We start from the raw sequence: 17,922 nt of genomic DNA on the forward strand, positions 1-17,922 counted from the left end.
CATGGCTGACAAGGACATCCAGACGACCATCAACGAACTCGTCGAGCGCGAGCAGGAGCTGCGCCAGGCGGTGCAGGACGGCACGCTCTCGCCGGAGCAGGAGACCTCCGAGCTCAAGGGCATCGAGGTCCAGCTCGACCGCTGCTGGGACCTGCTGCGCCAGCGCCGGGCCCGCCGCGAGTTCGGCGAGAACCCGGACGGGGCCCGTGAGCGCTCGGCGGCCGAGGTCGAGGACTACCGCAGCTGAGCGCCCCGAGCGCCCGCAGCCGCACGCGCGGAATACTGCGCGCCCAGCGGTGTTGTGCCAGGCAGCCCATGCATGCGAGCACAGGAGGTTGCCATGGCTGAGAAGAAGGCCGTCATCGTCGGCGGACACGGCAAGATCGCGCTGCTGAGCGCGCCCAAGCTGGCCGAGGCCGGCTGGAGCGTCGACTCGCTCATCCGCAAGCCCGAGCAGTCGGCCGATGTCGAGGCGGCCCAGGCCACCCCCGTCGTGCTCGACATCGAGACCGCCACAGTCGAGGACCTGCAGGCCGCCTTCGCGGGCGCCGCCGCGGTCGTCTTCTCCGCGGGCGCCGGCGGTGGGTCGCCCGAGCGCACCCACGCCGTCGACTACGAGGGCGCCGTGCGCTCGATGGACGCCGCACGCGCCGCGGGCGTCGAGCGGTTCGTCATCGTCTCCTACTCCCGAGCAGGCGTCGACGTCGACTCCCTGAGCGAGGACGACTCGTTCTACCCCTACGCCAAGGCCAAGCACGACGCGGACGCGCGCCTGAAGGAGACCGAGCTCGACTACACGATCCTGGGCCCGGGGATGCTCACGCTCGAGCCCGGCACCGGCCGGATCGCACTGGCCGATGCCCAGGGCGAGCCGGAGCAGGACGTGAAGAAGGAGACGTCGCGCGACAACGTCGCCGCCGTCATCGCCTACGTCCTCGATTCGGGGGCCGCCAGTCGTCGGACCGTGAACTTCTACGACGGAGACACGCCCATCGCCGAGGCGCTGGCCGAGTGAGGCACCGGGCGCAGCGCCAGGCCGCGGTGCGCCGCACGCAGTGCTGAGCCGCTTCCGGTTCTCCACCCGCTGGCACTTCGCCGCCGCCCCCGCCGAGGTGTGGGCGGCACTCGCGGACCTGGCCGCCTGGCCGCAGTGGTGGCCGGGCATCGCCGTGTCCCAGCCGCTGGCCGCGGGCGATGCCCGCGGCCTCGGCCGCACGGCCGCGCTCACCGTGCGCACCCCATTGGGCGCCGACCTGCGCTTCGAGCTCACCGCCTCCGCGGTGCGAGCGCCGGAGGCGGCCGTGCTGCGCGCCGTCGGCGACCTGAGCGGCACCGCCCGGGTGCGCCTGCGCGCGGTGCCGGCCACCGCCTCGGGCTCCGTGTGCGCGACCCGCGTCGACCTGCGCTGGGACGTGGAGTCCGACCGGGTCCTCCTGGCGCTGGCCCGGCCGGCGGCACGGCTGTCCCACGGCCGGGTGATGGCCGCCGGGCAGCGGGGACTGGCCGGGCTGCTCAGCGCTCGGTGAGGCCGCGCAGCTCCACCTTGCGGACCTTGCCGGAGGCGTTGCGCGGCAGCGCGTCGACGATGTGGAGCTCGCGGGGGATCTTGAAGTGCGCCAGGCGCCCCTCGAGCCAGGCGCGCAGCTCCTCGATGCCCAGCGAGTGCCCCTCGCGCAGCACGACGCCGGCCGCCGGCACCTCGCCCCAGCGCTCATCGGGCCGGCCCCAGACGGCGGCCTCGAGCACGGCCGGGTGGGCGAAGAGCTCGTTCTCCACCTCCGTGCAGTAGATGTTCTCCCCACCGGAGATGATCATGTCCTTGACCCGGTCGACGACCCAGACATAGCCGTCGGCGTCCTGGCGCACGAGGTCGCCGGAGTGGAACCAGCCCCCAGCGAACGCCTCCGCTGTTGCGTCCGGGCGCCGCCAGTAGCCGCGCATGAGCGTGGGCCCGCGGTAGACGATCTCGCCCACCTCGCCCGGCGCCACGTCCTCCATCGCGGGATCCACCACGCGCGCGGCGATCCACGGGACGGGCCGGCCCACCGAGCCGATCCGCTCGAGCGCCTCCTCCCCGCGCAGCACGCAGGTCACCGGCGACATCTCCGTCTGCCCGAAGGCCGCGACGATGAGCGCCTGGGGAAACGTCTCGGCCATGAGCCGCAGCAGGGTGGGGGAGGCGGGTGCGGCGCCCCAGCTGATGGTGCGCAGCCGCAGGCGGCGCTCGCGCACGCCGGGCACGGCGCAGATCGCCTGCCACTGCTGCGGCACGTTGAACGCGGTCGTCGCACCCTCCCGCTCGTACGCCTCGACCACCGCGACGGGGTCGAACGTGCCCAGCGGGTGGAGGACCACCCGCACGCGGTTGACGATCGCCGCGATGAGGTTCGCGGTCCCGGCGATGTGGAACAGCGGCGCGGAGAGGTACATGACATCGTCGGCGCTCGGCGGCTCGGAGGTCAGCTGCGAGGTGCGCACCTGGGCGAGCATGTTGAGGTGGTCGAGCATCGCGCCCTTGGGGCGGCCGGTGGTGCCCGAGGTGTACATGATGAGCGCGGTGGCGTCCTCGGCCACGTCCGGCGCGGCGAATCCCTCGGTGCCCTGGGCGACGAGGGCGGGCCACGCGGCGTCCTCGCCTCCGCCGGCCGCCGCCTCCGGCGCGGCGTCGAGCCACACGACCTCGCGCAGCCGGCCGGTGAGCCCGCGCACCGCGTCGACGGCGGGCGCGAAGACGGCATCGGCCAGCAGCAGGTCCGCATCCGCATCGTCGACGATGTAGGCGATCTCCGGCGGCGCGAGGCGCACGTTGATGGGCACCGCGATGGCCCCGAGCGCGTGGATGGCCAGCAGCGCCTCCACGTACTCCGGCCGGTTGAGCCCGAGCAGGAGGACGCGGTCGCCGGGGCCCACCCCGCGCCTGCTCAGCGCGGCCGCTCCTGCCTCCATCGCCGCCGCCAGGCCGCTCCAGGTCGTGTCCGCGCCCTCGAACCGCACGGCCACGCCATCCGGTTCCACCGCGGCGTGGAGGCGCAGGAGGTTCATCCAGTGCCCGCGGCGCAGGGCGGCGGGAATCGTGCCGTCGGCCGCGAGGCCTGCCTCGGCGGGGTCGTGGGTCGGGGCGGGGGAGGCGACCATGCGAGCTCCTTTGCTCTGCTGGGAGTGCTGTGCTGCTGGGAGTGCTGTATCGCCGGGATCGTGCGGCCGGCTGTGCGCCGGCCCGGTCAGGAGCCCTTGGGCCAATCCTCGGGGGCATCGGCACCGCCAAGGACCACGTGCTCCGAGGCGCCCGGCAGGTCCGTCCACGAGTCCTGCGGGCGGTAGCCCAGCTCGAGCATCGTGTCGGTCATGTCCCAGCGCCGATTCGGGTTGTCGGAGATCGCGTAGAACGCACCGCACGACGCATCCGCCTCGAGGGCTGCGCGGAAGACGCGCACCATGTCCGCGGGCGAGAGCCACATGGCGCGCAGCACGTCCACGTCGGTGGCCAGCGGGTTCTCCGACATCCAGCCGATCCGCAGCGCGATGAACTCGAGCCCGTAGGCGTCGTGGTAGTACCGCCCGAGCGCCTCGCCGAAGATCTTCGAGACGCCGTAGAGCGAATCGCCGCGCGGCACCTGGCTGGCGTAGACCGGCCACTGCTCGAACCGGTCGTACATCCCCATCGCGTGATTGGACGAGGCGTAGACGATCCGCGGCACACCGGAGCGCCGGGCGGCTTCGAAGACGTTGCGCGAGCCCACGATGTTCGCGTCGAGCACGGCCTCCCACTCGGACTCCGGGGAGGCGGCACCGGCGAGGTGGACGACGGCGTCGACGCCGTCCATGATCCTGCACAGCGCCTCGAGGTCGGCCAGGTCGGCCACCCGCAGGTCCTCGCGGCCCTCCTGGTGTGAGTGCGCGTGGCGGATGACGCGGTAGTCCGCGTCGAGGGCCGCGGCGAGCACGGAGCCCACGCCGCCCGTGGCGCCGGTGATGAGGACGGTCTTCGCAGCGGTCATCGCCCCATTGTGGCACCCGGGGCGGGCTGCGCGCTCAGAGTTCTGCGGAGGCTCCCATGACGATCGTGCGCGAACCCGGCAGGTGCAGCGCCTGGGTCCGGTTCGTCGAGGCCTTCTCCAGGACCCGGAAGAGGAACTTCTGCCAGCGCGGCATGCACGTGTCCTCGCCCGGCTCGATGCGGAAGACGGAGAGCACGTAGCGCGCATCCGAGGCGTCGAAGTCGAGCTCGGCGCTGCGGCCCACCGCCTGTCGCAGGGCGCGGGGGACGTCCTGGGAGTCGTTGAAGCCCACCCGGTAGTACACGTGGACGATGCCGTCGCCGGGCCGGCCCAGGTCGGTGATGACGACGCGGCTCTCGCGGCGCACGTGCGGCACGCCCAGGTGCTTGATCGTGAGGATGACGACGTGCTCGTGGAGGACGTGGTTGAACTCCACGTTGCGGCGCAGGGCCAGCGGCGCGGTCGTCGGATCGCCGTGCGGGTAGACCGCGACGCCCGGGACGCGGGAGATGCCGCGCTCGTGGACCTCCTCGACGAAGTCGTCGATGGGCCCCTCCATGTCCGCACGGCGGCCGAACATGATCCGCGAGCCGCGCAGCCAGGTGGTCATGACGACGATGATGACGCTGGCGATGAGCAGGGGCAGCCAGCCGCCGGAGGCCACCTTGACGACGTTGGCCGCGAAGAGGGAGAGCTCGACCCCGCCGATCACGGCGCCCACCGCGATGACGGCGGCGAGGTTCCACTTCCACACCGCCTGCGCGAGCAGCAGGAAGAGCGAGAGCTCGAGGATGAGCGTGCCGGTGACGGACAGGCCGTAGGCCGAGGCAAGGGCCTCCGAGGACTTGAACGACAGGATGAGTGCGAGGACGCCCAGGAACAGGCCCGCGTTGACGGCGGGCATGTAGATCTGCCCGCCCTCGCGCCTGGAGGTCTGGATGACCTTGAGGCGCGGGAGCAGGGAGAGCCGGGTGGCCTGGCGGGAGACGGAGAAGGCCCCGGAGATGACCGCCTGGGAGGCGATGACGGTGGCGCACGTGGCCAGCACCACGAGCGGGATGCGCGCCCAGTCCGGGGCGAGGTGGAAGAACGGGTTGTCGATCGCATCCGGGTGCCGCAGGATCATGGCCCCCTGGCCGAAGTAGTTGAGCAGCAGCGCCGGGCAGATGAGGCAGAACCAGGCGAGCATGATGGGGCGGCGGCCGAAGTGGCCCATGTCCGCGTACAGCGCCTCGACGCCGGTGACGGAGAGCACCACCGCGCCGATCGCGATGAACGCGACGAACGGGCGGTCGATGGCGAAGGCGAGCGCGTACGTGGGCGAGACCGCGCGCAGGATCGAGGGGTTGGCCACGATCTGGGGCACGCCGAGTGCCGCGATGACGACGAACCAGGCGATCATGATGGGCCCGAACGCCCGGCCGATGAACCCGGTGCCCCAGCGCTGGACGGCGAAGAGCGCGGTGAGGACGACGATGGCGGCCGGGACGACGTACTCGGCGAAGGCGGGGTTGGCCACCTCGAGGCCCTCGATCGAGCTCATGACGGAGATCGCGGGGGTGATGAGCGAGTCGCCGTAGAACAGGGAGGCGCCGATGACGGCGAGGATGAGCGCCGCGGAGGCCCGGCTCGAGCGCTTGCCGAGCTTGCGGCCGATGAGCGCGGCCAGCGAGAGGATGCCGCCCTCGCCCTGGTTGTCGGCGCGCAGGATGAGGCCCACGTAGGTGAACGAGACGATGAGCATGATGCACCACAGCACCATCGAGATGACGCCCAGGACGTCCTGCTCGCTGGGGTCGACGGAGTTGTGGTGGACGCTGAAGACCGTCTGCAGCGAGTACAGCGGGGACGTGCCGATGTCGCCGAAGACCACGCCCATGGCCCCGATGATGAGGACGAGGAGCGGCGAGGTGTGCCGGGGGTGGTCCTCCGGAGCGCCCACGGCGTCGAGGCCGGCGGTGCTGCAGCCCGCGCGGGCGGGCGGGGCCTGTGCTGCGCCTGCCGCCGAGGTCTCCGTGGGCGGGGCCTGTGCCGCCTGGGCCGCCGGGGTCGCCTGCGCTGGGTCCGGTGCGGGCGGCTGGTCGGCCGCCGCCGGTTCGGCGGGGGCGGTGTTCGCTCCCGAGGCATCCATCGGGTCGGTGCCCGAATCAGTACTCACGATGCGTGATCATGTCACCGCGGGGGGCCATTTTCAATTGCGGGCGTCGATGGGGGTCCGCGGGACCTGTGGTGCTCGCCCGCGCGGCGGCGGCGTCCAGAGCGCGGTGTTCGGAGCGCGGCGCTCAGAGTGCGGTGCCCAGGGACAGGCCCGCCGCCGCCGCGGCCGTGCCCGCCACCAGGACGCCCAGGCCGTTCGCGGCGCTCGCGCGCCAGCGCCCCTCCTGCAGGAGGCGCACCGTCTCGACGCACGCGGTGGAGAACGTCGTGAAGCCGCCCAGGAAGCCTGTGCCCAGCACGGCCGTGAGCGCGGGTGCGTGCCACGCGGCGGCCGCGCCGGAGGCGGCGAGGCCCGCGAGCGCGCCCAGGGCGAATGAGCCGGACACGTTGATGAGGACGGTGCCCCAGGGCAGCGCGCCAGCCAGCCGCGAGCGGCCCTCGCTCGTCAGGCGGGCGCGGATCGCACCGTCGAGGGCGAAGCGCGCCACCGCCCCGCAGCCGCCCGCCAGCGCGGTGAGCGCGAACAGCAGGGTGGTCACGGCTGCCCCCCGCCCGGGCCGCCGGCGCCCCCTGTTCGTTCCGTGGCGTCGGTGCGGCGGCGGTGCAGGGCGGCGGCGCAGGCGATGCCCGCGAACGCGGCCGCGAGGCCGGCCAGGACGCTGCCGAGGCCGTAGGCCAGGCCCGCGAGCACCTCGGCGGGGCTGGCAGCGCCCAACAGGGCCGCGGTGTCTGCGCTCAGGGCGCTGTAGGTGGTGAAGCTGCCGATGAGGCCGGTGCCCAGCCCCAGGCGCGCCGCGCGGCGGGGCCCCTCGTCGGGGCCGCGCAGCGCCAGCGCCTCGAGCAGCCAGCCGAGCGCGAAGGCGCCCACGAGGTTGGCGGTGAGGATCGCGAGCGGGACGCGGCCCAGGTGGGGCACGGCCAGGGTGAGCCCGGCGCGCAGCGCGGTGCCAGCAGCGCCCCCCGCGCAGACGAGTGCGAGGAAGCGCAGCCGCAGGTGGGGTGGGCGCACGGACCCGCTCACGGCGCGCCCCACTGCCCGTCGCCCCACTGCCCGCCGCCCCACTGGTCACCGGCGAGGGCCCGCGCCAGGTGCCGGGCCGTCGGCGCGGCCTGCGCTCCGGCTCCCACGGCGGCGAGCTCGGCCGGGGTGCCCTCGAAGACCACCCGGCCGCCGGCGGCCCCGGCGCCGGGGCCCAGGTCGATGACCCAGTCCGCGTGGGCGATGACGGCCTGGTGGTGCTCGACGACGATGACGGAGCGGCCCGCGTCGACGAGGTCGTCGAGGAGGGCGAGCAGGCCCCCGATATCGGCCAGGTGGAGCCCGCTCGTGGGCTCGTCGAGGATGAGGACGGCGGCGTCGGAGGCCAGCTGGACGGCGAGCCTGAGGCGCTGGCGCTCGCCGCCGGACAGGGAGTTCAGCGGCTGGCCCACCCGCACGTAGCCCAGCCCCACCCGCACGAGGCGCTCGAGGATGCGCACAGCGGCCGGCACCCCCGGTGCGAGGTCGCGGGCCCAGGCCAGCGCCTCGGCGGCGGGCAGCGCGAGCACCTGGGCGATGCTGAGGCCGCCCAGCTCGTAGGCGAGGACCTCGGGCCGGTAGCGCAGCCCCTCGCACTCCTCGCAGACGGTGGCCACCTGGGACATGAGCGCGAGGTCCGTGACGACGACCCCGGCGCCCCCGCACACGGGGCAGGCGCCCTCGGAATTGGCGCTGAAGAGCGCGGCCTTCACGCCGTTGGCCTTGGCGAACGCCTTGCGCAGGGGCTCGAGCAGGCCCGTGTACGTGGCGGGATTGGACCGCCGCGAGCCCGTGAGGGGGCTCTGGTCGAGCAGTTCGGCGCGCCCGCGGGCGGGCCCGGCGAGCGCCTCGGCGATGAGCGAGCTCTTGCCGGAGCCCGCGACGCCGGTGACGGCGACGAGCGCGCCCAGGGGGAGGTCGACGTCGACGTCGGCGAGGTTGTGCGCGCGGGCGGCGCGCACCTCGATGGCGCCCTGCGGCGTCCGGACCCGGTCCTTGAGCCGGACTGCGGTGTGGAGGCTGCGCCCGGTGGGGGTGTCCGAGGCCGCGAGCCGTTCGGGGGTGCCCTCGAAGCAGATCCGGCCGCCGTCCGGCCCGGCGCCCGGCCCCAGCTCGACGCAGTGGTCCGCGGCGGCGATGATCTCCGGCCGGTGCTCGACGACGAGCACGGTGCTGCCGTGGTCGCGCAGGCGCAGCAGCAGGGCGCTCAGCGCCTCGATGTCGGCCGGGTGCAGGCCCGCGGTGGGCTCGTCGAAGACGTACGTGACATCGGTGAGGGCCGAGCCCAGGTGGCGGACCATCTTCGTGCGCTGGGCCTCGCCGCCGGAGAGCGTCGCGGTGGGGCGGTCGAGCGAGAGGTAGCCCAGCCCGATCTCGCGGAACGCCGCGAGCAGCTCGCCGAGCGCGGCCAGCAGGGGGGCGGCCTGCGGCGCGTCGAGCGCGGCGATCCAGTCGGCCAGATCGGTCAGCTGCATGGCCGCGAGGTCGCCGATGCTGCGCCCGGCGATGAGCGAGGTGCGGGCCGCCTCGGCCAGGCGCGTGCCGTGGCAGTCCGGGCAGGTGCGGTAGGTGACCGCGCGGTCGACGAACGCGCGGATGTGGGGCTGCATGGCCGCTCGGTCCTTGGCGAGCATCGAGCCTCGCAGGCGGGGGATGAGGCCCTCGTAGGTCATGTTGATGCCCGCGATCTTCATCCGCGTGGCCTCCTTGTACAGGAGGTCGTGGCGCTGGCGGTCCGTGTAGTCGCGGATGGGGCGGTCCGGGTCGACGAGGCCCGATTCGGCGTAGGGCGGTGGTTCCAGCCGCCCGCGGTGTAGCCGGGGACGGTGAGTGCGCCGTCGTTGAGCGAGCGGGTCTCGTCGAAGAGCTCCGCGAGGTCGAGGTCGGTCACCGAGCCCATGCCCTCGCAGCGCGGGCACATGCCGCCGGTGCGGGTGTACGTCGTCTTCGTGGCCCGCGGGGCGTCCCCGCGCTTGACGGTCATGGCGCCCGCGGCGCTGACGGAGGCGACGTTGAACGAGTAGGCGCCGGGCCCGCCGATGTGGGGCTTCGCCAGGCGGGAGTAGAGCACGCGCAGATAGGCCAGCGCGTCCGTGGCCGTGCCGACGGTGGAGCGGGGGTTGGCGCCCATGGGCTCCTGGTCGACCGCGATGGCGGTGGTGAGCCCGCCCAGCGCGTCGACGTCCGGGCGGTCGAGGTTGGGCATGAGCCCCTGCAGGAACGCGCTGTAGGTCTCGTTGATGAGCCGCTGCGATTCGGCCGCGATCGTGCCGAAGACCAGCGAGCTCTTGCCGGAGCCGGAGACCCCCGTGACGACCGTGAGCCTGCGCTTGGGCAGCGACAGGCTCACGGAGTCGAGGTTGTTCACCCGGGCCCCGGACACCGTGATGGCGTCATGGGAATCGGCGGGGTGCATGGGGCCATGGTAGCGGGGGCGCCGAGGCCGCCCGCGGTGTGCGTCAGTTGGGCGCGTGCACCCCCGAGCCCTTGGAGCCGTAGTCGGTGGAGAAGCCGTAGGCGCGCCGCTCGAGCTCCGGCAGCCCGGTGTTCGAGGTGGCGGAGACGTACTGCTTGACCGAGCCGGCGAACGGCTTGTCGCTCGCATTGTTGCCGTAGGCGTCCGTGTACCACGTGGTGGGCCCGCCCGCGTTGGCCACGGTCGTGTTGTGGACGTAGACGTCGCGCTGGGCGCCGTTGAAGGGGCTCGCGGGGTCCTGCTGCTCGAGCGGCCCGTCCATCGTCGACCACGGGTAGGCGTTGGTCGCCGAGGTGTAGAGGCTGGCCGTGGGCACGCCGTCCGAGCCGCTGCCGACCCGGGAGGGGTTGCGCACGCCGAACCACGGGTCGAAGCTCGCCTTCGCCTTCCCATCGGGCCCGGTGATGGTGCTCTCCGCCTGCCAGTTCTCGTAGACGCCCCACACGTCGGAGGAGGCCTTGGGGCCGGACTGCACGTACTTCTGCACGCAGTCCGTGTTCGGGATGAGACGCTTGCCGGCCTTCGAGGCCGGCAGCTGGGAGCCGGTGGTCTTCACGATCGTGTCCGAGCAGTTCTCCTGGAACTGATTGGGCTGGCCGAAGAGGGCGAGGGTGTCGACCATGAGCTCGGTGCCGTCGGAGCAGCGCGCGGCGTAGAGGAGCTCGTGGGCGTTGTTCTTCAGCGCATCCGATGAGTGCGAGCCCTGGTGCATCTTCATGAGGTAGCTGCACACGATCGGCTTGCCGTCGGCGCCCTTCGCGTATCCCGTGCGGTCGGCGCGCAGCTGCTTGACGTCGTTGCGCACGATGACCTTCTGGCCGGGGTCGTCCTCGTGCCGGTGGGGGAGCGCCCCGCCTGTGGCGAGGTCCGTCTGGGCTGCCGCGTAGCCGAAGGGGATGCCGTTCGTCTCGCCGCCGAGCTTGCCGATGACCCACTGGTAGATCTTCGAGGTCTTCGGGTCGTCTCCGTGCTCGTGGCCGAAGGTGCAGCGCTTGCCCGTGGCCGGGTCGGTCACGCTGCTGGGGTGCCAGCCCTCGTACTTCATGCCGTCGGGCGCGATGACCTGGTAGGAGTCGTGGAGCTTGGCCGAGCACGTGTCGTATTGCGTGGGCTTCCAGGAGCCCGCGTGGGGCGAGGTGGGGTGCTCGCCGGCGGGTGCGTTCGTGGTCGCCGTGGCCGCGGTCGGCCCGGCGGTGGCGGCGGTCGCGTCGGCTGCTGGCGCGGTTGGGGTGGCTGTGCTGGCGGCGGGGTGGGTATGGCCCGTGCTCGCCGAGGCCGGCGCGGCCAGGCCCGCCAGGGCCAGCGCGAGCGCCGCGGCCGCCGCCGTGCGCCGCGGGCGGTTGCGCGATGTCATGCGGTTCACTTCTCATTCCTCCTGCGCGTGGCGCCGATGATGACGGCGACGCCGCCTGCGATGAGGGCCGCCGCGGCCGCGAGCATGCCCGCGAGTTGCGCGCCCGTGCGGGGCAGGGGGCCGTTGCCGTTGTCGCTGCCGTTGCCGTTGTCGCCGGGGTTGTCTCCGCCGTCGCCGTTGTCGTTGCCCGGGTTGTTGTCACCGGGGCTGCCCGGGTGCCCGGGATTGTCTGAGTGTCCGGGATCGTCGGGACCGCCCGGGTTGCTCGGGCTGCTGGGATCTGCTGGCCCGCCCGAGGCCGACTGCGAGGGGCTGGCGGATGCACTCGGACCAGCAGACTCACTGGGGTTCGCGGAGTCAGTCGGAGCAGCGGAGTCGGTGGGCCCTGCGGTGTCCGAGTCCTCCGGGGCGGGCTCCGTGGTCGTGGTGCACGGATCCGGGACCGGTGTGCTCGCACGGGGTTTGGGGCTGACGGTGCCGGGTGCGGGTGCCGGGGCGAGAGTGGCGTAGCCGGGGGTGGTGCCGGTGGCGTGGTCTGCCCCGACGACGAGCTGCGGGCCAGAGGTGCCGTCGAAGGAGTCGACGAAGCCGACGCCACGGCCCAGCCGGGAGCTCGAATCCGCACCGGAGACGCGGGTGACGAGCGCGGAGTTGACCTCGGCGATGTGCACGACGGGCTGTGTGAGCGCCCAAGTGTCGAGCGCCCACGCGGTGTCCTGGGCCCACGCGCCGATCGCCAGGGTGCCGGAGGTCTGCGCGCTGGCGGGCCGTGCGGCCACGGCGTAGCCCCCGTGGCCGCCGTTCGTGTCCCCGGTGATCCACCAGCCGCGGTCCGTGCGCTCGCCCGCCTCTGCCGACGGGCCGGAGGCGGTGAAGACGGAGGCGGGCGCGGTGCTCGGCGATGTCGTCGGTGCTGTTGGGGTGGCGCTCCCGGTCTCGCAGACTGCGGGCGAGGCGGTGACCGAGCCGGCCCGCGCCTCGGCGGCGGATGCCGCGGAGCTGGTGGAGGCGCTGGGCGTCGCCGCGGGGACGTCGGCATCCGGGTCGGTGTAGACGGTCGCGGTGCTGGCGGACCCGCGCACCACGGCCGCACCGCCGGCGCGGCTGTACTTCAGCTCGCCGTCGACGACGGCGGCCACGTTGTCCGCGCCGATGAGGACGTCGCCCTTGCCGTCGCCGTCGATGTCGCCGGCACCGGCCACGGACATGCCGAGGCGATCGCGCCCGCGCGCCGGGCCGTTGACGGTGAAGCCGTCGAAGCCCTTGCCCAGGTCGACGGTGCCCAGCTTGCCGTCCTCCTTGCCGAAGACGGCCCAGGCCATGCCGTGGGCCTTCCGCTCGTCCTTGTCGTAGCCGTCGGGCACGGCGACGTAGCCGCCCAGGATGTAGTCCTGTGCGCCGTCGCCGTTGACGTCTTCGGCGGGTGCGATCGCGGAGATGCCCTGCGTGGGGCCGCCACCGTTGATGCGACCGAGAATGCGGTCATCGCCGGTGAGGTCGACGGTCGCGATGTCGTCCGCGCCGGCGACGATCGTGGCGCGCCCGGCGCGCTTCTCGGCGGTGAGGGCGATGACAGCGACATCGTCGAAGCCGTCGCCGTTGACGTCGCCCACGCCGGTGAGCTGGTAGCCCGTCCGGTCGTTGTCTTCGTTGTCGCCCTGGAGGACGAAGCCGCGCTCACCCAGGTAGGGCAGGGAGACGGTGGAGCGGTCATCGGAGCCGTAGACGACGTAGCCGCGGTTGTTGACGTATTCGGAGATGAGATGAGGACGTCGTCGTAGCCGTCGTTGTTGACGTCGCCGGCGCAGCTGACGTTGAAGCCGGTGAGCGTGTCCTCCTCCTGCGGTCCCTCGATGCGGATGATGCCGGAGTTCGGATCATCGAGGTCGGCGGACTTCGTGCCGTTCGGGATGACGTAGGTGGCGCCGATGCTGCCGTACTGGCCGCGGTCCCACATCCAGCTGCTCGTCACGATGTCCTGCTTGCCGTCGCCGGTGAAGTCGCACGAGCGCTGCGAGACGGACGCGCCGGTGGCTCCGCGGATCGTGCCGGTCCACGTGTGGTCGGGGTCGGCCGTGGCCTCGAGGGCCGAGGCCGGTCCGGTCAGGCCGACGATGCCGGTGCCGGCGGCCACGGCGGCCAGGGCGGCGGCACCCGCGGCGAGGGCCAGGGGGCCGCGGGCCGCGGTGCGCAGCCGCCCGGTCGACTGGGAGCTCTGCTGCGGGTTCGGCGGCTGCGGCGAGTTCTGAGGCGGGACGGGGGTGGTGCCTGTGTCATGGGGAGCCTTCTTCTGGGGCCCGGGTGCGGGCCTGTTCGCGGCCGCGGGAGCGGGGGAAGCGCGGCCCTCTGAAGGCTAGCCTACGCTGTGTACTTGCTGGAAGTCGCTGAGCAAAACCTGAGACGAAGCGCTGCGGTTTTCGCACTATAAGCCCAGGTCGGGAGGGTTAGAAACGCGGTTCTGCGCGGAATTTCGGGACCGTGGAGCGTCTGAAGTCACCGGGTTGCGATCTTGCATTGTGAGACGTGGTCAGTGGTTTCACATGACCGAGTCACGGGCAGCTGAATGCGGCGCGGGTGGGTGTCATGTGTCGGGAACTCACCGCACCCAGCTGCCCACCCCGGTTCGGGGCCCAGGGCCCGTGCACCCGAGAGATCGGGCACGGGGGCAGAGCGGCGACCGGGCGTGCGGTGGCACGCCGCTGAACCGCTCCGCCTCGCGCACTGCTAGCGGGGCTCCCACCGGCTGACGGTCACGGCCGCGGTCACGGCTGCGGGCAGTGCCCCCTCGGCGGCCAGGCGCTCGGAGCGGTCTGCTGCGGACACGTGCCGGGCCGAGGGGGTCATTCCGATCAGATCAGCGGCTCGGTCCGGCGTGAGCGCGACCTCGAAGGCGAGCTCCTGCCGGTGGTCCTCGGTGAAGAGCGGATCGAGCGCCGCGTGCAGGCGGCGCTCCTTTTCGGGATCAATGCCGACCATGTCCGGCACCGCGGCCCGCAGCTCGGCGAGGTGGTCTGCGCGCGGATGCGCCACGACCAGCCGACCACCCGGTGCCAGGATGCGCGCGAACTCGGCTGGGTTCCGTGGGGAGAAGATGTCGAGGACGATGTCGGCGCACCGATCGGCGAGCGGGAAGGGTCGGAAGGCGTCCCACGTCGCTGCCACCGCGCGCGGGTGGCACTTGGCCGTGAGGCGGGCGCCGCGCACGGCGGAGTCGAAGCCGAATCCCCAGCCCGCGGTCTCGGCTTCCTCGTTCACCGCGAGAACGCCTGCCAGGTAGTAGCCACTGCCGCTGCCGGCGTCGACGATGTGCGCACCATCGGCCCCGTGCGGCTGTGGGGCTCCCGATTCGCCCAGCGCCGCTTGCACGACGGCATCGCGCAGCGGGACGTAGGCACCCGAGCCGAGGAAGCGGTCGCGGGCGAGCATCATCGCGTCGTCATCGCCGCTGCGGGCCTTCGCATCGGCGAGGAGGCTGAGGTAGCCCTGGCGTGCGATGTTGAAGGTGTGCCGCTGCGGGCAGCGCAGTGCGCTGCCGGAGAGTGCCAGCTCGCGCCCGCACAGAGGACAGCGAAGTGCCGACAGGACGGCGGGAAGCGAACGGGGGACGGCCATGGCGGTGGATCAGCCCTCGTAGCCGAACCAGGCGCGGGCGGCGGCGCGCTTGTCGTCGGACAGCACGCTGAACGAGACGGCACCGCTGAACGGGACGGCACCGCTGAACTGGACTGCACCGCTGTGCGGGGCGGCCCCACTGTCCGGACTGGCCCCGCCGTTCGGGGAGGCTCCCGTTTCGCCCAACGCGCCCGCGATGGCATCGCGCAGCCGCCAGACGTCGAGCGGATCGGCATCGTCCACAGCGAGAGCGGCGCTGACGCGCGCCTCACTCAGGCCGGCGCGGTCGCTGATCTGCTTGGTGGAAAGCCCCGTGGCCGCGAGGTTGGTACGGAGTTCCCAAGCCGTCTGCTGGCGTTGGCGGGCGTTCAGTGACATCGGGGCATCTCCGGTCGTGCGGGGGCAGTAGCAGGTGGCAGGCGTCCGGCGATGGCGGGCACTCGGCGCCGCTGGGGCCGGCGCTGACGTGCGCGGTCATGTCTGCGTACGTTGGCGGTCATGTGAGCGGGACAGCCCGGTCTGCGGAGAACAACAAGCTCGCGCAAATCCTCGCCCAGCATTCCGTTTTGTCCGGCATCGCTCGGTCATCGGCGCTTTCCACCATGGCGACCGATTCTACGCGGTGGGCCTTGTCGGCCGTGCTGTGCTGCCCATGCGTTGCCGCACGCCCGCTTGCGTCGTCTCTGCGCGATGGGTCCTTAAGCGCGGTCAGCATCGCGTGCGTGGGGAACCGTGCGTGGGGAACCATGGGGGAGTGGGCGTCACGGCGGAGGTGCCGCAAACGGGTGGGTGATGGCTCGGGGGCGGCGACGCGGTTGCCGACTCGGGCTTGTGGGCGCGGTACCCGGCGTATGAGGTGTGGGCGCTGGGCTCGCTGCACGAGGTGGGGGAGCAGTGTCCGGTGCAGTGGCGGTGGAGCGAGTGCCTTGGGCGGCAACGCTGGCATCCGCCGGCGGGGTAGTGGTGTCCACAGGAGTGTTCGGAGCAGTGGGACCAACAGGACTGCCCAGTGCGGTGGGGACAGCGGAAGCAGCCGAAACAGTGGGGGTTGGTACGGCGGTGTGCAAAACCGCAGCACGAGGTGCGCTTGCCCGGGCCGCGGGGACGTCGGGCGGGTGGGGTGTCGGCACAGCGGTGCGCTGTTCACCGGGAGGGCAATGCGCGGGACCCCAGGCGTGAGGACAGGGGGCGCTCGTTCGGTTCGCCGCCGGACCCTCATGCTCCGGTGGTTCGTGTACTTCTTCCGTCCTAGTGCGCGCTGCCGCCCAGCTCTCCGTTGCCGAATCGTCTGCCGCCGCATCGGCGTCGGTGCGATCCCACAGGCACAGGAGGGCGCGGAGCTGATCGGCGTGCACGATGTCCGCCTCCGAACCCGGTGGGCGCAGGACAGCTGCGGCAGCGGAGGGGAACGTCCAGACGAAGGAGTCGCCCCGGCGCTCCACCCCCAGCGCTCCTTCGGTCTTGAGGCGGTGATGGCGCCGGCAGAGCGGGTGCAGGTTGTCAAGCTGGGTGGGCCCTCCGCGGGCCGGATTCTCATGGTCGAACGGTGCGACATGATCCATGTCGCAGCTGCGCGCCATCCGACTGCAGCCGGGGACTGTGCACCACACCCATTCCTGGATGAGTGTGGTGCGCAAAGACATGGGGATCGGGTAGGAACGCGCGACGGCTTCGGCTACCCGTCCGGTGATGGGATCGGTGAGGATGCGCCGCATCGAGGGGGCGCAGGAGGCTATGCGACGCGCCTCGGCCGCAGACAGCGGAGATTCGCCGTCGAGCCGCGCTGGAAGGTCGCTTTCCCCCAGCAGACTCAGCAACGGGATGGTGACGGCCACCCCTGCCTGCTTCCGCAGCCACGCCGTTTCCGTGGGCATCGTCAGCGTGATGAGCTCTTCGGAGCCATCTGCGTGCGCGACGGTGAGGGGGACCTCGGGAACGCCCAGCAGACCGATGTCGAAGCGGAGCTCGTCGAAGAGCCTCGCATCGGCAAGCCGATCACCGGGTGCGAGGTGATCGCGCGCCTCGGCGGCGTTGAAGAGCGCCGTCTCCGCGCGGATGACGCCCTTCGACCATGCAGTGAGTCTGCGGTCGGCCGCCACGATGGTGCTCAGCGGCCCCCGGAACTGCAGGCAGCCCGTGCCGTCGTGGTTGTTCCAGCAGCTGACGCCGCGATCGCGCCGCGCGGTCCCGTCCTCCCGCGGAGGCAGGAGCGCCAAGTAGATCTCCGAGACGGCGCGCCGATAGCGCTTCCATTCGAGGCCAGGGTCGATTCGGCTGACGGCATGGTCGAACGTCGCGCGCCGCTCCTCGTCGAGTTTGACGCCGAGTGATGCGGCGAACTCGAGTCGTCCGAAGCGCAGGTGAGACGCCGTAGTCTCGCGCAGTGTGTCCGGCATGCCGTGGATTGCGCAGAGTGCGAGTGCCCCCTGGCGCTTGGCGCGGAAGATCGAGACGTCGAGCTCGAGGGCGAGGGCAATCCAGCTCGCCTCCGGGATCGCGCGCACATAGCCTTCCAGCTCCGCGCAGGGGGAGGGGTGCGCGTCAGAAGCGCCACAGGGGCACGTGTGGGCAGGCGTGGGGCCGGGGTGGGCTGCGATGAGGAATGCGCAAATCGCGACGAAGCGGGCACGCGACGCTGCGTCTGCCGCACGTTCGGAATCGTGCAGCGAGGAGCGAATGCCCGAGCCGAGGGCGAATCGGAATGACTCCTCCGGGGGAGGGGCGCCGCCATTCGGGCGAGTGGCGGCGCCATCGCAGCCCCCACCCGTGAACGCGGGCGAGGCGTTGGGTAACCCGGGATCGGGTTGCGACAGTCGCCGGTCTGCAGTCTCGGGATTCGCTTGCACCGCCATCACCTCCTCGTTGAGGGTCTCGCTCTCGTATATACGAATAATAATCGAACTAACGGCCCCGCGCAAGAGTTTTCCCGAAGCTTCGTTGCGCAGGGCTTGGTGGGCTCGTGGCCGCAGGTGCCGCAGTGGCCTGTTCTCCACGGTGGTCGGTGCGGCGCGAAGGCATGGGCTGCACGGCGGCCCGCGTCTTTCGGCGGGTTGCGCTGCAAGGCGCGTTCCCCAGCGCGGTGAACGTCGAGGCCAGGCACCCGCAAACCCAACGGGCCGGAAACCCAACGGGCCGCAAACCCAGGGGGGCCGCGAACCCAGGCACCCGCAAACCGGGGTGTGAAGCGCCCTGGGTTTCGTTCCGAGTCTCAGCAAGGAGAATCGGAGCATGCCCAAGAAGTTCAGTCCAGAGCTGCGTGACCGTGCCGTGCGTATGGTCTACGACCGTCAGGCCCGCGAGGGTGGTC

Annotated in this window: 13 protein-coding genes and 2 pseudogenes; 3 read left to right on the top strand and 12 right to left on the bottom strand. The window is 72.2% G+C overall.

The features are described 5' to 3' along the window. The first annotated feature begins 1 nt into the window (after position 1). The 3 genes from GSY69_RS07415 (at position 2) to GSY69_RS07425 (ending at position 1,526) form a co-directional block, all read left to right on the top strand. The gene (locus tag GSY69_RS07415) at positions 2–247 is read left to right on the top strand and encodes a DUF2630 family protein (RefSeq protein WP_160953236.1); all 246 of its coding nucleotides are present in this window, start codon (positions 2–4) and stop codon (positions 245–247) included. Between the two features lie 93 nt (positions 248–340). Beyond that, entirely contained in the window at positions 341–1,015 is a 675-nt protein-coding gene (locus GSY69_RS07420; protein ID WP_160953237.1) for an NAD(P)H-binding protein, read from the top strand. A gap of 40 nt (positions 1,016–1,055) precedes the next feature. Beyond that, positions 1,056–1,526: an SRPBCC family protein gene (locus GSY69_RS07425; RefSeq protein WP_160953238.1), complete on the top strand. Its 471-nt coding sequence runs from the start codon at positions 1,056–1,058 to the stop codon at positions 1,524–1,526. Here the strand turns inward: GSY69_RS07425 and GSY69_RS07430 are convergent. The 12 genes and pseudogenes from GSY69_RS07430 to GSY69_RS07480 form a co-directional block, all read right to left on the bottom strand. Next, entirely contained in the window at positions 1,513–3,135 is a 1,623-nt protein-coding gene (locus GSY69_RS07430; protein WP_160953239.1) for a long-chain-fatty-acid--CoA ligase, read from the bottom strand. The two genes, GSY69_RS07425 and GSY69_RS07430, sit on opposite strands and share 14 nt — an antisense overlap. Positions 3,136–3,221: 86 nt before the next feature. After that, a complete protein-coding gene (locus GSY69_RS07435) occupies positions 3,222–3,998 on the bottom strand; it encodes an NAD-dependent epimerase/dehydratase family protein (protein WP_160953240.1) in 777 nt (258 codons plus the stop codon). 34 nt (positions 3,999–4,032) lie between these two features. Then, entirely contained in the window at positions 4,033–6,156 is a 2,124-nt protein-coding gene (locus tag GSY69_RS07440; protein ID WP_268527111.1) for a potassium transporter Kup, read from the bottom strand. 124 nt (positions 6,157–6,280) lie between these two features. Next, positions 6,281–6,694 (bottom strand): fluoride efflux transporter FluC, encoded by a 414-nt coding sequence (locus tag GSY69_RS07445; protein ID WP_268527114.1) that lies wholly within the window; start codon positions 6,692–6,694, stop codon positions 6,281–6,283. Next, positions 6,691–7,176, bottom strand: coding sequence for a fluoride efflux transporter FluC (locus tag GSY69_RS07450; RefSeq protein WP_328698798.1), 486 nt, complete (start codon positions 7,174–7,176; stop codon positions 6,691–6,693). The genes GSY69_RS07445 and GSY69_RS07450 overlap by 4 nt, the downstream gene beginning before the upstream one ends. After that, positions 7,173–9,589 (bottom strand): annotated as a pseudogene (locus GSY69_RS07455) (ATP-binding cassette domain-containing protein). Before GSY69_RS07455 ends, GSY69_RS07450 begins: the two are co-directional and overlap by 4 nt. A gap of 43 nt (positions 9,590–9,632) precedes the next feature. After that, on the bottom strand, positions 9,633–11,003 hold the full coding sequence (locus tag GSY69_RS07460; RefSeq protein ID WP_160953241.1) for a hypothetical protein: 1,371 nt from the start codon (positions 11,001–11,003) through the stop codon (positions 9,633–9,635). Between the two features lie 5 nt (positions 11,004–11,008). Beyond that, complete coding sequence (locus tag GSY69_RS14600) at positions 11,009–12,616, bottom strand: hypothetical protein (RefSeq protein WP_328698799.1); 1,608 nt, start codon at positions 12,614–12,616, stop codon at positions 11,009–11,011. A gap of 137 nt (positions 12,617–12,753) precedes the next feature. Further along, positions 12,754–12,960: pseudogene (locus GSY69_RS15370) on the bottom strand (integrin alpha); the annotation flags it as partial. 767 nt (positions 12,961–13,727) lie between these two features. Beyond that, positions 13,728–14,615, bottom strand: a complete 888-nt coding sequence (locus tag GSY69_RS07470) for a putative RNA methyltransferase (RefSeq protein ID WP_160953243.1) — start codon at positions 14,613–14,615, stop codon at positions 13,728–13,730. 9 nt (positions 14,616–14,624) lie between these two features. Continuing rightward, positions 14,625–14,993, bottom strand: coding sequence for a DUF2316 family protein (locus GSY69_RS07475; protein WP_235936376.1), 369 nt, complete (start codon positions 14,991–14,993; stop codon positions 14,625–14,627). Between the two features lie 383 nt (positions 14,994–15,376). Next, positions 15,377–17,119 carry an HNH endonuclease signature motif containing protein gene (locus tag GSY69_RS07480; RefSeq protein ID WP_160953244.1) on the bottom strand — a complete coding sequence of 581 codons (1,743 nt, stop codon included), beginning with the start codon at positions 17,117–17,119 and terminating at the stop codon, positions 15,377–15,379. Positions 17,120–17,922: the final 803 nt, after the last annotated feature.

This window comes from Brevibacterium rongguiense (assembly GCF_009857845.1).
In the GTDB taxonomy this organism is placed as follows: domain Bacteria; phylum Actinomycetota; class Actinomycetes; order Actinomycetales; family Brevibacteriaceae; genus Brevibacterium; species Brevibacterium rongguiense.

Coding starts and splice junctions, on each gene's coding strand:
- GSY69_RS07435 (WP_160953240.1), bottom strand. CDS start 3,998: ATGACCGCTGCGAAGACCGTCCTCATCACCGGCGCCACGGGCGGCGTG.
- GSY69_RS07415 (WP_160953236.1), top strand. CDS start 2: ATGGCTGACAAGGACATCCAGACGACCATCAACGAACTCGTCGAGCGC.
- GSY69_RS07430 (WP_160953239.1), bottom strand. CDS start 3,135: ATGGTCGCCTCCCCCGCCCCGACCCACGACCCCGCCGAGGCAGGCCTC.
- GSY69_RS07420 (WP_160953237.1), top strand. CDS start 341: ATGGCTGAGAAGAAGGCCGTCATCGTCGGCGGACACGGCAAGATCGCG.
- GSY69_RS07460 (WP_160953241.1), bottom strand. CDS start 11,003: ATGACATCGCGCAACCGCCCGCGGCGCACGGCGGCGGCCGCGGCGCTC.
- GSY69_RS07475 (WP_235936376.1), bottom strand. CDS start 14,993: ATGTCACTGAACGCCCGCCAACGCCAGCAGACGGCTTGGGAACTCCGT.
- GSY69_RS07470 (WP_160953243.1), bottom strand. CDS start 14,615: ATGGCCGTCCCCCGTTCGCTTCCCGCCGTCCTGTCGGCACTTCGCTGT.